11 protein-coding genes and 1 pseudogene are annotated in these 15136 nt (G+C 71.8%); 6 read left to right on the plus strand and 6 right to left on the minus strand.

Translation table 11 applies throughout. The features are described from left to right. Window positions 1-93 precede the first annotated feature (93 nt). Together ACFPP6_RS05015 and ACFPP6_RS05020 are read right to left on the minus strand one after the other, a co-directional pair. Window positions 94-1731: a multicopper oxidase family protein gene (locus ACFPP6_RS05015; RefSeq protein WP_382037579.1), complete on the minus strand. Its 1638-nt coding sequence runs from the start codon at window positions 1729-1731 to the stop codon at window positions 94-96. Window positions 1732-1791: 60 nt separating this feature from the next. Continuing rightward, the gene (locus ACFPP6_RS05020) at window positions 1792-2298 is read right to left on the minus strand and encodes a hypothetical protein (protein WP_382037581.1); all 507 of its coding nucleotides are present in this window, start codon (window positions 2296-2298) and stop codon (window positions 1792-1794) included. Between the two features lie 103 nt (window positions 2299-2401). Here ACFPP6_RS05020 and ACFPP6_RS05025 point away from each other — a divergent pair, with 103 nt between their 5' ends. From ACFPP6_RS05025 to glnA, 4 genes are all read left to right on the plus strand, one after another. Next, on the plus strand, window positions 2402-3868 hold the full coding sequence (locus tag ACFPP6_RS05025) for a glutamate/gamma-aminobutyrate antiporter GadC (protein WP_382037583.1): 1467 nt from the start codon (window positions 2402-2404) through the stop codon (window positions 3866-3868). A gap of 115 nt (window positions 3869-3983) precedes the next feature. After that, entirely contained in the window at window positions 3984-4844 is an 861-nt protein-coding gene (locus tag ACFPP6_RS05030; protein WP_382037729.1) for an alpha/beta fold hydrolase, read from the plus strand. Window positions 4845-5015: 171 nt separating this feature from the next. After that, window positions 5016-6368 (plus strand): cytochrome P450, encoded by a 1353-nt coding sequence (locus ACFPP6_RS05035; protein WP_382037584.1) that lies wholly within the window; start codon window positions 5016-5018, stop codon window positions 6366-6368. A 191-nt stretch (window positions 6369-6559) separates the two neighbouring features. Further along, window positions 6560-7921: a type I glutamate--ammonia ligase gene (gene glnA / locus ACFPP6_RS05040; RefSeq protein ID WP_168092976.1), complete on the plus strand. Its 1362-nt coding sequence runs from the start codon at window positions 6560-6562 to the stop codon at window positions 7919-7921. Between the two features lie 75 nt (window positions 7922-7996). Here glnA and ACFPP6_RS05045 read toward each other — a convergent pair whose 3' ends face one another. From ACFPP6_RS05045 to ACFPP6_RS05060, 4 genes are all read right to left on the minus strand, one after another. Then, the gene (locus ACFPP6_RS05045; protein WP_382037587.1) at window positions 7997-9259 is read right to left on the minus strand and encodes a tyrosine-type recombinase/integrase; all 1263 of its coding nucleotides are present in this window, start codon (window positions 9257-9259) and stop codon (window positions 7997-7999) included. A gap of 438 nt (window positions 9260-9697) precedes the next feature. Further along, window positions 9698-9928, minus strand: coding sequence for a helix-turn-helix domain-containing protein (locus ACFPP6_RS05050; protein WP_382037589.1), 231 nt, complete (start codon window positions 9926-9928; stop codon window positions 9698-9700). 489 nt (window positions 9929-10417) lie between these two features. After that, window positions 10418-10774, minus strand: coding sequence for a peptidase inhibitor family I36 protein (locus tag ACFPP6_RS05055; RefSeq protein WP_382037590.1), 357 nt, complete (start codon window positions 10772-10774; stop codon window positions 10418-10420). A 206-nt stretch (window positions 10775-10980) separates the two neighbouring features. Further along, on the minus strand, window positions 10981-11259 hold the full coding sequence (locus ACFPP6_RS05060) for a YozE family protein (RefSeq protein WP_382037591.1): 279 nt from the start codon (window positions 11257-11259) through the stop codon (window positions 10981-10983). A 643-nt stretch (window positions 11260-11902) separates the two neighbouring features. Here ACFPP6_RS05060 and ACFPP6_RS05065 point away from each other — a divergent pair. Both ACFPP6_RS05065 and ACFPP6_RS05070 read left to right on the plus strand, forming a co-directional pair. Next, window positions 11903-11995, plus strand: a pseudogene (locus ACFPP6_RS05065) (glutamine synthetase); the annotation flags it as partial. A 72-nt stretch (window positions 11996-12067) separates the two neighbouring features. Continuing rightward, window positions 12068-15133: a bifunctional [glutamine synthetase] adenylyltransferase/[glutamine synthetase]-adenylyl-L-tyrosine phosphorylase gene (locus ACFPP6_RS05070; RefSeq protein ID WP_382037592.1), complete on the plus strand. Its 3066-nt coding sequence runs from the start codon at window positions 12068-12070 to the stop codon at window positions 15131-15133. Window positions 15134-15136 lie beyond the last annotated feature (3 nt).

Genomic DNA, 15136 nt, shown 5'->3' on the forward strand with positions numbered 1-15136 from the left:
CCCAGAGTACTCGTCTAACTGACGCGATCTCGGGGCTCCCACGCCGGAGGGCCGGGCGGGTCGCGGTCAGCCCGTCCCGGCCCCCGCCCGCGCCTACTTCCGGTAGCCGAGCAGCGTCATCATCCCCGACTCGGAGTGGTAGACGTTGTGGCAGTGGAGCATCCACAGACCAGGGTTGTCGGCGTCGAAGTCCACGTCCAGCCGCTTGCCGGGCAGCACGATCGCCGTGTCCTTGCGCGGGCCCCCGCCCGGCAGGGCGAAGGTGTGGCCGTGCAGGTGCATGGGGTGCCACATCGTGGTCGCGTTGACGAAGGAGAGCCGCACCCGCTCGCCCGCCGCCACGGGCAGCCGCCGCGAGGGCGCGTACTTCTCCCCGTTGATCGCCCAGTCGTACTTCGCCATCGAGCCGGTCAGCCGGAGCGTGACCGTGCGGTCGGGCGCGCGGTCACGCAGCCGTACGGCCTTGTCCGACTTGAGCCGGTCGGCGGTGAGGAGCTTCCCGTCCAGCTCGCGCGGGCGCGCCGACGCGCCGGGGGCCGCGCCGCCGCCCGTCCGCAGCAGCGCCAGCGCGGCCTCCTTCTTGCCCTCGGCCAGCGCCGTCAGCGGGAAGACGCCGTCCTTCGCCTCGACCAGCACGTCGTAGCGTTCGCCCATGCCCAGCAGCAGCGCGTCCGTTTCCGCGTGCTCGACGGGGAAGCCGTCGGTGTGGGTGACCGTCATCCGGTGGCCGCCGAGGGCGACGCGGAAGGCGGTGTCCCCGCCCGCGTTGACGAGGCGGATGCGGATCCGGTCGCCCGGCTTGGCCGTGAAGGTCTCGGGATCGGCGGGCGCACGCCCGTTGACCAGGTAGTACGGGTAGGCGACGTCGCCCGCGTCCCCGCCGAGGAGGGGGCTGGTGGCGCCCATCAGCATGCGGGACGGCGACTTCTCCGATGCCTTCTCCGATGCCTTCTCCGACGCCGTGGATGTCGCGGACGTCATCGACATGTGGTGCATGCCGCCCCCGCCGTGGCCTCCACCGCTCCCGCCGTGGTCCATGCCCCCCATGTCGTGGTCCATGCCCTTGGCCAGCTCCGCCAGCACCGCGTCCGGCGTGCTGCCGTCCACCCCGTCCACCCAGTCGTCGAGGACGACGACCCACTCCTTGTCGTACTGCAGCGGCTCCTTGGGGTCCTCCACGATCAGCGGCGCGTACAGCCCGCGGTCCTGCTGGACGCCCGAGTGCGGGTGGAACCAGTACGTGCCGGGGTGCGCGACCGCGAAGCGGTAGGTGAACGACGCCCCCGCCTTGACCGGCTGCTGCGTGACGCCCGGCACGCCGTCCATGTCGTTGCGGAGCGCGAGCCCGTGCCAGTGCATCGAGGTGGGCTCGGGCAGGTGGTTGGCGAGGGTGAGGGCGAGCGTGTCGCCCGCGGTGACCCGGACCTCCTTGCCGGGCAGCCGGTCGCCGTAGGCCCAGGTGCCGACCGTACGGCCGCCCAGGTCTATCTGCGCACGGGTGGCGGTGAGCCGGACGTCGCGGACGGGGCCGCTCCCGCGCTTCGCCTCGGCCGCGGCGACCTCCGCGCCGTCCGGCGCGACGAAGGAGGCGGGCGCGGCGGAGGGGGAGGAGGAGCCGCCGGAGCCGTCGGAGCAGGCGGCGAGCAGGCCGCCCCCGGCGGCGGCGAGGCCGGCGCCGAGCACGGCGCGGCGGGTGTGGGTACGGGTGTGGGTATGGCTGTGCGTACGCATGGGTGAGTGCACCTCTGAGGGATCGGTGAAGAAAGGGTGGGGGCGCGTGGACGCGCGCTCCTACACCCGCAGCACCGACAGCCGCGCGAGGGACTTGTGCCGCGGAGGCGGCGGGATCGGCCACAGGGCCCGCAGCAGCCGCGCCCGGACCGCGGCCACGGCAGCGGCGGGACGGCGGAGGGCGGCGGTGACCAGCAGCAGGACCAGCGCCAGGAGGGCGGCGCCGAGGACGGCCAGGCAGACGGACATGGGGTCCATGCCGGGGGCGGAGAGGGGATCGCCGGCGACGGGGCCGGAGGCGGGGGCGTGGGCGGCGGAGTGCGCCTGCGGATGCGCCCCGGCGGTCGCGTCCGCCCCGGCTGCCGCATGTGCCCCGGCTGCCGCATGCGTGCCGGCCGCCGCATGCGTGCCGGCCATGTGGCCCGTACCCGTACCGGTACCCGAACCCGCGTGCCCCGTCGGATGCCCCAGCGTGTGCATCGTGACGATGCCCAGCAGCAGGGCGGAGAGCAGCAGCAGACGCCCGCACCACGCGGCCGCCGTCCCCTGCCGTCCCTCCTGGATCATCCTCGCACCCTACCCCCTCGGGGTATGCCCGTTCCATGGCCGTGGAAATGGGATTATGGGGCGAAAACGATTGACGTACGGCTTGAAGGACGCTCCCCCTCCCATGACCATCACGGAACAGGTGAGGGACGACCGTCCCGTCGCCGCCGTCCCCGCACCGCCGGCGGCCCCGCAGCCGCAGTTCATCTCGTGGGTGACCCTCGCGATGATGACCACCGCCTCCGTCGCCAACCTGCGGCCCTCGCCGTCCATGGCGCTCTACGGGCTCGCCGCCGTCTTCCTCTACCTCCTCCCGGCCGTGGTCTTCCTGCTGCCGACCGCCCTGGTCTCCGCCGAGCTGGCCTCGGGCTGGACCGGCGGCATCCACCGCTGGGTCAGCGAGGGGCTCTCCAAGCCGCTGGGCTTCCTGGCCGTGTGGTGCCAGTTCGCGATGACGATCGCCTACTACCCGAGCCTGCTGGCCTACGTGGCGAGCACCTTCGCGTACGTCGTCGACCCGCGGCTCGCCGACAACGGCGTCTACGTCGCCATCGTGATCGTCGTCGTCTACTGGGCCGGCGTGCTGATCTCCTCCCGCGGCACGAAGGCCGTGGCCGGGCTCTCCAGCATGGGCCTCGTCATCGGCACCCTGATCCCGGGCGTCGTCCTCGTCGTCCTCGGCCTGGTCTTCCTCGGCCAGGGCAACGCCTCCGCCGCGCCCATGGACAGCGGCCACCTCCTGCCGCCGTGGACCGGCCTGGCCAGCCTCGTGCTGATCGTGGGCAACTTCCTGTCGTACGCGGGCATGGAGATGAACGGCGTCCACGTCTCCTCGCTGCGCGAGCCCGGCCGGCAGTTCCCGCGCTCGGTGTTCGCGGCCACCGGCCTCGTCCTGCTGATCTTCATCCTGCCCGCCCTGGCCATCAGCTGGGTGATGCCCGGCGAGGACCTGAGCCTCACCGCCGGAGTGATGCAGGCCTTCCAGGGCTTCTTCGACCACTTCCACGTGGGCTGGCTGACCAAGGTCGTCGGCGTGCTGCTCGTCGCGGCGGCGCTCGGCGGCATGCTCGCGTGGCTGGCCGGGCCGTCCAAGGGGCTGCTGATGGTCGCCCGGCAGGAGGGCTACCTGCCGCCCGTGCTGCAGAAGCTCAACAAGAACGGCGTCCAGCGCAACATCATGGTCGCCCAGGGCGGGCTGACCACCGTCATCGCGCTCCTCTACGCGTTCGTCCCGGACGTCTCCAGCGCGTACTGGATCTTCTCCGTGATCACCACGCAGATCTACCTCGTCGTCTACCTGCTGATGTTCGCCGCCGCCGTGCGCCTGCGGGCCACCCAGCCGGACCGGCCGCGCGGCTTCCGGGTGCCCGCCCTGCACCTCGTCGCGGGCGTCGGCTTCGCGGCCTCCCTCGCCGCCATGTGCATCGGCTTCGTGCCGCCCGAGCAGTTCGGCGGCGGGCCGCTGTGGCGCTACCTGCTCACCGTCGGCGGCGGACTGCTCGTGCTCGGGTTCCTCGCGCCGCTGGCGTTCCTGAAGTTCCGCAAACCCCACTGGGTGGCACCGGAGCACCGGGAGAGCCTCGTCCGTTAGCTTGTCGGAGAGCGACGAGGGGGAGCCCATGAACAGCGCGAACGGCGGCAGCGGCGTGAACGGCACGGTGCGGCCGCGGACGACCGGGCGCGAGGCGGCCCGGCCGCCGGGACGCATGCTGCGGGTCGGCGGGGTGCCGCTGCACGTGGTGCGCGAGGGCACGGGGCCGGTGTGCGTGCTCAGCGCCGGGCTCGGCATGGGCTGGTTCGACTGGGAGCCCGTCGTGCCGCTCCTCACCCCGCACCGCACCGTCGTCCGCTTCGACCGGCCCGGCCTCGGCTTCAGCGCCCCGCCCGTGGAACCGCCCACCGCCGCGGGCGAGGCCGACCGGATAGCCGGCGTCCTCGACGCGCTGGGCCTGCGCGAGCCCGCGACGGTCGTCGGCCACTCCCTGGCCGGCTTCCACGCCGAGGCGTTCGCCCGGCTGCACCCGCAGCGCACGGCCGGCATCGTGCTGGTCGACGGCAGCGTCGAGGAGGACGCCCGCCCCGCCCCTGCCCGCGAGCTGCGCACCACCGCCGCGCACGCCCGGGGCATGGTCGTCGCCGCCGCGGGGCTGCCGCGGGCGCTCGGCCCCTCCCTGCGCCGGCTCACCGTCCGCGTCTCCTCCGTCAACCGCCAGGACCCCGCCCCGGCCGACCTGGTGCGGCGCACGTACGGCACCGGGCGGGTGGTGCGCGCCCTGCTGATGGAGAACGCCCGCTACCGCGACGTGGCCGCCGAGCTGGACGCCCTGCGCGAGAGCCGGCCCATGCCGCCCGTGCCCGTGAGCGTCCTCGCGGCCTCCCCGGGCACCGGCTCCTGGCTGGAACGCCGCTGGCTGGAGCGGCAGCGGGCGCTCGCCGAGCGCCTCGACGGCCGCTTCGAGGCGGTGGCCCCCGCGGGCCACCTGCTGATGTACGACCGCCCGCAGTCGGTGGCGACGGCGATCCTGGCGACCCCGCCGACCCGCTTCCGGCAGCCGGACGGTTCCTGACCCGCCGCTGCCGGGGGGCCGAGCGTACGGAACCGGCCCCTCCATCCCGCGTCCACCCGCCCCACCCCAGGCGTTCAGGAGCCGTCAAACCGGAGAAAGCCGGGGTTTTGGGCCCCATCGCGGTGGAAAACCTCGTGGCGCGTTCGGTGCACCGCCGATTGAGGGACCGCCATGCCCGCCACGTATGTGTCCGGAATCGCCCCCGGGGCCCTGCCGCTCGTCGGCCATGCCTGGCCGCTGATGCGCAGGCCCCTCGACTTCCTCCGTTCCCTGCCCGCGCACGGCGACCTGGTGGAGATCCGCCTGGGCTCCGTCCCGGCCTACGTCCCCTGCCATCCCGACCTCCTGCGGCAGGTGCTCTTCGACGACCGGACGTTCGACAAGGGAGGGGCGTTCTTCACCCGGTTCCGGGACGTCGTCGGCAACGGCCTGGGCAGCTGCGAGCACCGGGACCACCGCCGCCAGCGGCGGCTGGTCCAGCCGTCGTTCCACCGCACCCGCCTGGAGGGCTACGCGGAGGTGATGGCGGAGGAGGCCGCCCGGCTGTCCGCGTCCTGGTCCGGCGGCCGGGTCGTCGACGTCTTCCCCGCCATGTTCGGGCTCGCCCTGCGCACCGTCACCCGCACCCTCTTCTCGGCCCATCTGGCCGAGGAGGACGCGGCCCGCCTCCAGGAATCCTTCCGCGTCGCGCTCGGCGGGCTCTTCCGGCGGATGTTCGTGCCCGGGCCGGTGCAGCGCCTGCCCCTGCCCGCGAACCGGCGCTACGCGCGGGCCCTCGCCGACCTGCACGCCACGGTGGACCGCCTCGTCACCGCGTACCGGCGCGGCGGGCGGGACCACGGCGACCTGCTGTCCACCCTGATCGCCGCCCGGGAGGAGGACGGCGGCGGGGGACTGACCGACGCCGAGATCCACGACCAGGTGACGACGATGGTCTTCGGCGGTTCGGAGACCGTGGCCGCGGCCCTGACCTGGTCGCTGTACGCCCTGGCCCGGCACCCGCAGGCCGCCCGGGAGCTGCACGCCGAACTCGACGCCGTCCTCGGCGGCCGGCCCGTGACGCCCGCCGACCTCCCGCACCTGCCCCGCACCGGGCAGGTCGTCACCGAATCGCTGCGCCTCTACCCGCCCGCCTGGCTGTTCACCCGCGTCACGACGGCCCCGGTGGAGCTGGCCGGCCGGCGGTTGCCGCCCGGGACCACGATGGTCGTCAGCCCGCCGGTCGTCCACCACAGCCCCGCCGTGCACCGGTGCCCGGCGGAGTTCCGCCCCGCCCGCTGGGCCGCGGACCAGCCCGGGCGGCCGCCCCGCGAAGGCTTCGCGATCTTCGGCACCGGCGCCCGCAAGTGCGTCGGCGACGTCTACGCCATGACCGAGGCGACGCTCACCCTGGCCACCCTCTGCCACCGCTGGCGGATGGACTTCGCGCCCGGCACGGACACCCGTCCGCGGCCCCTGGCCACGGTGCAGTACCCCCGGCGGCTGCTGATGCGGCTCTCGGAGCGCGGGCCGGCCGTGGCCTGACGGGCGGCCCGGCCGTGCGGCACCGGCGGGTGAGCAGGCACTATGGGGGGTGGGGGCATCCCGGGCACCCGGACTTCGCGTTCGGACTCACGCATGCAACGCGCCCGACATCATGTGGTGGGATGCTCTATGCCCCCCGACGTGCCCCGCGGCTTGGGAAGGGGCGGCCTGACCAGCGAGGATGGGTAGCTATGGATAAGCAGCAGGAGTTCGTGCTCCGCACTCTGGAAGAGCGCGACATCCGCTTCGTGCGGCTGTGGTTCACCGACGTGCTCGGCTATCTGAAGTCCGTGGCCGTCGCCCCCGCCGAGCTGGAGCAGGCCTTCGACGAGGGCATCGGCTTCGACGGCTCCGCGATCGAGGGCTTCGCCCGCGTCTACGAGTCCGACATGATCGCCAAGCCGGATCCGGGCACCTTCCAGATCCTGCCCTGGCGCGCCGAGGCCCCCGGCACCGCCCGGATGTTCTGCGACATCCTCATGCCCGACGGCTCGCCCTCCTACGCGGACCCGCGCTACGTCCTCAAGCGCATCCTCGCCAAGACCTCCGACCTCGGCTTCACCTTCTACACCCACCCCGAGATCGAGTTCTTCCTGCTCAAGGACAAGCCGGTGGACGGCACCCGCCCGGTGCCCGCCGACTCCTCCGGCTACTTCGACCACACCCCGCAGAACGTGGGCATGGACTTCCGCCGCCAGGCGATCACCATGCTCGAATCGATGGGCATCTCGGTCGAGTTCAGCCACCACGAGGGCGCCCCCGGCCAGCAGGAGATCGACCTGCGCTACGCCGACGCGCTCTCCACCGCCGACAACATCATGACCTTCCGGCTCGTGATGAAGCAGGTCGCGCTGGAGCAGGGCGTGCAGGCCACGTTCATGCCCAAGCCGTTCTCCGAGTACCCCGGCTCGGGCATGCACACCCACCTCTCCCTCTTCGAGGGCGACCGCAACGCCTTCTACGAGTCCGGCGCCGAGTACCAGCTCTCCAAGGTCGGCCGGTCCTTCATCGCCGGCCTGCTCCGGCACGCCGCGGAGACCTCCGCCGTCACCAACCAGTGGGTCAACTCCTACAAGCGCATCTGGGGTGGCTCGAAGCGCACCGCGGGCGCCGGCGGCGAGGCCCCCTCGTACATCTGCTGGGGCCACAACAACCGCTCCGCGCTCATCCGCGTCCCCATGTACAAGCCCGGCAAGACCGGGTCGACGCGCGTGGAGGTCCGCTCCATCGACTCCGGCGCCAACCCCTACCTGACCTACGCGGTCCTGCTGGCCGCGGGCCTGAAGGGCATCGAGGAGGGCTACGAGCTCCCGGCCGGCGCCGACGACGACGTGTGGGCGCTGTCGGACTCCGAGCGCCGCGCCATGGGCATCGAGCCCCTGCCGCAGAACCTCGGCGAGGCCATCGAGCTGATGGAGCGCAGCGAACTGGTGGCCGAGACCCTCGGCGAGCACGTCTTCGACTTCTTCCTGCGCAACAAGAAGCAGGAGTGGGAGGAGTACCGCTCGGAGGTCACCGCGTTCGAGCTGCGCAAGATGCTGCCGGTGCTGTAAGCCCAGGTCAGCAGGCTTTCACAGCCCTGCGACATAGGGGCCTGCAGTCGATCTCTGCGGGCCCCTATGTCTCGCTCAGCCTTCCTGGGCCGTCTGTGGGCCGTGAGGCCTCGAACTGAGGCTCTCGTAGAGGCTGTCCACGGCCTTCCGGGTACGCCCCTCGCTGCTGGGGAGGAGATGCGTGTACACCCGTAGCGTGAAGCCGGGATCCGTGTGGCCCAGGTAGGTGCTGAGCGCCTTGATGTTCTCGCCGGCATCGAGGAGCACGGACGCGTAGAAGTGCCTCAGCGCGTGCATGCCGTGTTCACGAGCAGCGAGGAACCGCTCTCCTGGCTTGGGCTCCGGGATGACCCCGGCTTCCACAAGCGCAGGCTTCCAGATCCGCGTGTTGAAGTCGGTCCGTCGAATCGCGCCTTCACCATCAGGGCGCGTGAACAACAACCGCTTGGTCACCAACGGGCCGTCCGGCCGCTGCCAGGGCAACGTGACTTTCACTGGCGGGTGCGCCTTCCTGTGCTGCTTGAGCACATGCGCTACACGGTCGGGGAGCGGTACGTCTCGCTCCTTATCGCGCTTGGGCGGCGCGAAGACGAGCCTTCCGCCTGCGACTTTTACTTGAATCGCGACATGCAGCCATCCGGTGTCGAGATCACCATCCGGGAGGCCGAAGATCTCACCTTGCCGAAGTCCGCAACCACCCCCGAGATCCACCATTGCTTGGTACGGCTCAGGGAGAGCGGCCCGCACGGCGAACGTCCGGGCGGCCGGCCACGGTACGACCTGGCGTCTGTTCGGCCCCGGCGCTTTCACCGTGCTTGCCTTGCACGGGTTCCTGTGCAGGTAGTCATCCTCCACGGCCGCGGTGAACACCGCGGAAACACTGGCGAAGATGACGCGGCGGTAGGAAGACGCGGGTACAGCACGCTCCAGTTCGCTGAGCCAGTCCCTGATGTGTTCGGGCCTGAACGAGCCGAGCGGGCGTGAGCCCAGGTAGGGAATGGCGTGGCGCCGAAGCTGCACATCCACGGATTCACGCGTCGTCATGTCTGTGGTCTGCGCGGATATCCACTTCTCGGTGTACTGACGGAAGGTGGTCCTGGCTGCCTTCGGATCGACGTACCGGCCGCTGTCCATGTCGTTCTCAATCTTGGTGAGCCACTTCTCTGCGCGGCGCTTCTGTCCGTCGGGGAAGGACTGGCTCTGCTCCGTGCCGTCGGGACCGACGTAGCGGGCGCGGTAGCGCTTGCCAGTGCCGTGGCGGTCGGTCTTCACTCGGGTGGGCTTTCCGTCGGGTCCGGGTTCGGTCTTGTACCAGCGGTCTTGGACGTGGCCTGCCATGGGCGAACTGCCTCGCTTTCGCGTGATCGGGTAGTTCGCTGCGTGGTTCGGGGCGCAGCGGCCGGGGCGTGTCCCGACGGGGTTCGTCGTCACGTCCCGGCTGCCGCAGGGTGTTGCTGGCTACGTTCTGTAGCTGGTGCAGCTAGTGGGTACTGGGTAGTGGGTAGTGGGGTACTGGGGAAAGTTGCCGGTCGGCAGCTGGTGGTGCGGGTTGAGGGGGAGTTACTGGGTAGTGGGGCGCGCCCCACTACCCAGTACTCGGTAGCTCTTAGTGAGGAGGGTGCCTAGCGCCCCGGCACGAGGGCGGAGAGGCCCCCTGGGGCGGTCTGCGGGGGTGCCGGCCGCCAGGCCGCTAGGTGCTAGATCGCAGATCAGCTGTGGTGTGGGGTGCTAGCGGAGGTGCTAGGCCTAGCAGGGGCGGCTGCTAGGCCTAGCGGGTCAGGCTGCCGAGTGGGCGGCCTTGCGTTCGGCGGTCCAGCGCTGGACGTCGGCGGGGTCGTACCGCAGGTGCTTGCCGACGCGGAACCCGGGAGGGCCGATGCGCTTGCGGCGCCACTGGTAGACGGTCTCCAGGGGCACATCGAAGAGGGCGGCGATGTCCTCGGGGGTGAGGTACCGGTCGGGCAGGGCGCTGCTCATCGCGGGATCCCTTCGCCGACCGGGCTGCATAGGGGGTGGGTGGTCTGGCCGGGCTCGATCGCCTCGAACGGCTCACCGCATCCCGCGCACAGAGGCAGTTCGCCGTGTGGGAGCTGCAATGGGCTGGGTCGCGTCTCATCGCGTCTCAGAGAGTTTCCGTAGCCCGTGAGACGCGTTGAGACGCGACTTTCTTCAATGCGGGCGCCACTGGTGAGCGTGATGCCGCTGTAGGTGACCTCCGAGCTGCCCGGACCACCAACCGGGAGTTGATGACCCAGCTGAACAGCGCCCCTCACCGATCCCGCTGAACAGCAGAGCCGGGCAGTCTGTCGGCGGTGTGTCGTCACAGACCTACCGCACAGGCTGACCAGCCCCCTTCCTCTCAAACTCACGACCTGCGGGCGCAACGGGGTGGCTCCGTCGCCACGGCTTCGCCGTGTCACACCTGCACAAAAGAGCTCTGGCCCCGCCTTCGGCGGGGCCAGAGCCACAAGATCATCAGGTAGTCCCTCTACCTGCTCACTCACACTTGAAGACGGACTCGATGTCGTCAACGGCCCAGAACGGAAGCTGATCCCAGTTCTCGTACGGTCCGACAGCCATGACGTTGCCCGTCCGGTTCTGCCCGCTGTACAGGCAGACCCGCATGTTGGTCTGGTTGGAAAGGGACGATGTCACGTTGTTGAAGAGGCCAAGAGAACTCCGGTAGCCGCTGGGACCGACGTTGGCCAGGTTGTGCGACAGGATGTTCAGCTGACCACTCTGGAAGTAGGAGTCCCGGTAGAGACACAGGAGCCCGGGTCTACAGTTCGGCGGCTGCGAGGCGGCAGTCGCCGGAGGCACCGCCATCGTTCCGGTCACCACGATTGCCGACACAACAACTCCTGCACGAAGCCGCGCAAAGCCCATGTTTTCCCTCACACCGTCAACGGAACTGTTCGAGCTATATTGTGACTGACCTGCGCAGGCTCCACAGCGGCGGGGCCATCCAACTTCACGGCAGAAACTGGAAGTTGCGTCACTCTGGATCGGGACGTCGGCATCCGGTCAGCACCTCACTGGCCAGCCGCGGTTCGAGGGCCTCAGTGGGAGGCATAGCGAATCCAGGCGTCCATAAGGCTCTGGAGCTCCGTCTCAGAAGCACCGCGGCTTTCCAGGTGATCGGTGAAAGTCTCCAGCCGGTTCGGGCCCTCGGGCCAGTTCGGATCGGCTGCCGCCCCCCTGGCGACCTCACCGACGACGTCCTGATCCATCACGTGCCGCGCCAGCCACACCGTGAACCCCTCCATCAGCCCTTCTGCCTCTGCGAAGTCGGGGCTCACGCTACCGGCCGCCCGGCAGTCGGCGACCGCCTCGCTCACAGCGCCGGCAGTGAGGCTCGACTCCGCCATCCTCTGACAGCTGGCCTTCTCACACCCGGTGCCCGACATCTGTCGCATACCGATCCACCCGCCCGGAACCGGCTTACCAGCGCAAACGCGATCGTGTGCGAGATGCCTACGCCGTAAGCCCGACAGAAAGAACATGTGCCCTACACGCCCGGTGTCCGTCACTGTGAGTTGCGGCTCTGGGTGATCAGCAGTTGTGCCGCGCGGTGCCATCCTCCAGCCGCGCGGCATCCGCGCGGCATCCGCGCGCTGCCGCGCGCCTTCTGTCTCCTGCCACGCGCTGCCGCGCGTTCGCCGCGCGGTTCGTCAGCGTCCAGGCTCGCCCTGGCGCGCGGCCCCCAGGGCTCCCGCACCCCTCACAGGCCAGATTCTGTCCATCTGCCGCGGGTGCCGCTAACCGCTAACATGCTGATCAGTTGCCCTTTGTGCCGCTAGCGGGGGCGCTAACGTTAGCGGGGCAGCAGGCTAACGCCGAGCACTCTGCCCAGGGTCCGTCCCGGGCCGCCTGTGGGCCGTGCGAAGGTGACCAAGGACGACCAACGACGACGACCAACGACGGCATTCAGGCTGGTCAGAGCGGTGTTCCAGCGAATCGATCGAGGCAGGCAGTCCGGGAGATCAGTTCCTGCGCAACAAGAAGCAGGAGTGGGAGGAGTACCGCTCGGAGGTCACGGCGTTCGAGCTGCGCAAGATGCTGCCGGTGCTGTAGGCGGGAGCCGGGGCCGCGGGGCCGTGAGGTCCCGCGGCTATCATGGCCGCAGCGCGCGAGCGAGAGGTGCCGATGACACTGCCTGAAGGGCGTCGCAGCAGCTCGTACACCCGGCTGCTGAAGTACGGCTTCACCGATCCGGCGGCCGCGGAGCGGCGGCTGGAGGCTCCGGCGCTCGCGGCGAGACGCACCGACCCCGTCCTGCTCGACGCCCTCGGCGCCACCGCCGATCCCGACCTCGCGCTGCACGGCCTCGTGCGGATCGCGGAGGCGCTCGACGCCAGGGAGGGCGGCGACCGGCAGGCCCTGATGGACACGCTCGTCACCGCCAAACCGCTGCGCGACCGGCTGCTCGGGGTCCTCGGCGCCTCCGAGGCCCTCGGCGACCACCTCGCCCGCCACCCCGGCGACTGGCACGCGCTCGTCACCTACGAGGCGGCCGATCTCAACCCGGGCATCCCCGAGTTCGAGAAGGCGCTGGCCGGCGGCGCGCGCGTCGGCCGGGAGACGGGGCTGGACGCCGCGGACGCCCTGCGCGCCGCCTACCGCCGCTGCCTGCTGACCATCGCCGCGCGGGACGTGTGCGGCACCACCGACGTGGCCCAGACCTCCGCCGAGCTCGCCGACCTGGCCACCGCCACCCTGCGCGCCGCGCTCGGCATCGCCGCCGAGGAGCGGCCCGGGGACGCCGCGGCCTGCCGGCTCGCGGTCATCGGCATGGGCAAGTGCGGCGGCGGGGAGCTCAATTACGTCTCGGACGTGGACGTCGTCTTCGTGGCGGAGGCGAAGGAGGGGACGGCCGAGGGCCCCGCCCTGCAGGCCGCCACGCGGCTGGCCTCCCGGATGATGCGCGTCTGCTCCGACGTCACGCCCGAGGGCACCATCTGGCCCGTGGACGCCAACCTGCGGCCCGAGGGCCGCAACGGCCCCCTCGTGCGCACCCTCTCCAGCCACCTCGCCTACTACCAACGCTGGGCCAAGACCTGGGAGTTCCAGGCCCTGCTCAAGGCCCGCCCGGTCGCCGGCGACCTCGCCCTGGGGCAGGCCTACGCGGACGCCGTCGCCCCCCTGGTGTGGCAGGCCGCCGAGCGCGAGAACTTCGTGCCCGACGTGCAGCAGATGCGCCGCCGCGTCATCGCCTCCATCCCCGCCGGCCAGGTCGACCGCGAGCTCAAGCTGGGCCCGGGCGGCCTGCGCGACGTCGAGTTCGCCGTGCAGCTGCTGCAGCTCGTCCACGGCCGCGGCGACGCCACGCTGCGCGCCCCCGGCACCCTCGACGCCCTGACCGCCCTGGCCGCGGGCGGCTACGTGGGCCGCTCCGACGCCGCCGCGTTCGACGCCGCCTACCGCTTCCTGCGCACGATGGAGCACCACATCCAGCTCCACCGCCTGCGCCGCACGCACCTGATGCCGGAGGCCGAGGCCGACCAGCGCCGCCTCGGCCGCTCCCTCGCCCGCGTGCTGCAGTGGCCGCCGGGCACGGAGCCGGTCGACGGCCTCGGCCGCGAGTGGAAGCGGCACGCGCGCGAGGTGCGCCGGCTGCACGAGAAGCTCTTCTACCGGCCGCTGCTGGACGCCGTCGCCCAGCTGGAGCCCGGCGAGATCCGGCTCAGCGCCAAGGAGGCGGGCAACCGCCTGCAGGCCCTCGGCTACGCAGACCCCGCCGCCGCCCTGCGCCACCTGGAGGCGCTCGCCTCGGGCGTGTCCCGCAAGGCCGCCATCCAGCGCACCCTGCTGCCCGTCCTGCTCGGCTGGTTCGCCGACTCCGCCGACCCCGACGCCGGCCTGCTCAACTTCCACAAGGTCTCCGACGCCCTCGGCCGCACCCCCTGGTACCTGCGGCTGCTGCGCGACGAGGGCGCCGCCGCCGAGAACCTCGCCCGCGTGCTCTCCGCCGGCCGCCTCGCCCCCGACCTGCTGCTGCGCGCCCCCGAGGCCGTGGCCCTGCTCGGCGACCCCGAGGGCCTGCGCCCGCGCGGCCGGGAGGCCCTCGAACAGGAGACGCTGGCCGCCGTCAACCGCTCCGGGGACGCCGAGGCCGCGATCGTCGCCGTCCGCGGGGTCCGCCGCCGCGAGCTGTTCCGCACCGCCGCCGCGGACATCATCGGGGCCTACGGGCAGCGCAACGGCTCCCAGGGCGCGGGCACGCCCAACGGCGAGCGCGACCCCCACGTCCGCGTCGACACCGTCGGCGACGCCGTCTCCGACCTCAACGCCGCCGCCGTCGCGGGCGCCCTGCGCGCCGCCGTGCGCGCCGAGTGGGGCGACACCCTGCCCACGCGCTTCGCCGTCATCGGCATGGGCCGCTTCGGCGGCCACGAGCAGGGCTACGGCTCGGACGCCGACGTGCTCTTCGTGCACGAGCCCCGCGAGGGCGTCCCCGACGAGGAGGCGGCCAAGGCGGCCGCCGCCGTCGCGGGGGAGATGCGCCGCCTCCTCCAACTTCCCACGACCGATCCGCCCCTGCACATCGACGCGGACCTGCGGCCCGAGGGCAAGTCGGGCCCCATCGTGCGCAGCCTCGCCTCGTACGCCGCCTACTACCGGCGCTGGTCGCTGGTGTGGGAGAGCCAGGCGCTGCTGCGCGCCAGGCCGGTCGCGGGCGACGCCGGGCTGGGGCAGCGGTTCATCGACCTGATCGACCCGCTGCGCTACCCCGCCGAGGGCCTCGGCGAGGACGCCGTGCGCGAGATCCGGCGGCTCAAGGCCCGCATGGAGCGCGAGCGCCTGCCGCGTGGCGCGGACCCCACGACGCACACCAAGCTCGGGCGCGGCGGCCTGTCGGACGTGGAGTGGACCGTCCAGCTGCTGCAGCTGCGGCACGCCTGGGCCGAGCCCGGGCTGCGCACGACCCGCACCCGCAAGGCGCTCGCCGCGGCCTGCGCCGCCGAGCTGCTGAGCACGGAGGCGGCTGCCATCCTGGATGATGCGTGGGTTCTCGCGACGAGCGTGCGCAACGCGGTCATGCTCGTGCGCGGCCGGTCCGGGGACACCTTCCCCACGGAGCCCCGGGAGCTCGCGGCCGTGGGCCGCTACCTCGGCTACGAGCCGGGCCACGTGGGGGACATGCTCGACGAATACCGGCGGACGACGCGGCGCGCCCGCGCCGTCGTGGACGAGCTGTTCTACGGGGCGTGAACC

The organism is Streptomyces aureoversilis (assembly GCF_042657885.1).
Lineage (GTDB): Bacteria > Actinomycetota > Actinomycetes > Streptomycetales > Streptomycetaceae > Streptomyces > Streptomyces aureoversilis.

Coding starts and splice junctions, on each gene's coding strand:
- ACFPP6_RS05015 (WP_382037579.1), bottom strand. CDS start 1,731: ATGCGTACGCACAGCCATACCCACACCCGTACCCACACCCGCCGCGCC.
- ACFPP6_RS05020 (WP_382037581.1), bottom strand. CDS start 2,298: ATGATCCAGGAGGGACGGCAGGGGACGGCGGCCGCGTGGTGCGGGCGT.
- ACFPP6_RS05025 (WP_382037583.1), top strand. CDS start 2,402: ATGACCATCACGGAACAGGTGAGGGACGACCGTCCCGTCGCCGCCGTC.
- ACFPP6_RS05030 (WP_382037729.1), top strand. CDS start 3,984: ATGCTGCGGGTCGGCGGGGTGCCGCTGCACGTGGTGCGCGAGGGCACG.
- ACFPP6_RS05035 (WP_382037584.1), top strand. CDS start 5,016: ATGCCCGCCACGTATGTGTCCGGAATCGCCCCCGGGGCCCTGCCGCTC.
- glnA (WP_168092976.1), top strand. CDS start 6,560: ATGGATAAGCAGCAGGAGTTCGTGCTCCGCACTCTGGAAGAGCGCGAC.
- ACFPP6_RS05045 (WP_382037587.1), bottom strand. CDS start 9,259: ATGGCAGGCCACGTCCAAGACCGCTGGTACAAGACCGAACCCGGACCC.
- ACFPP6_RS05050 (WP_382037589.1), bottom strand. CDS start 9,928: ATGCAGCCCGGTCGGCGAAGGGATCCCGCGATGAGCAGCGCCCTGCCC.
- ACFPP6_RS05070 (WP_382037592.1), top strand. CDS start 12,068: ATGACACTGCCTGAAGGGCGTCGCAGCAGCTCGTACACCCGGCTGCTG.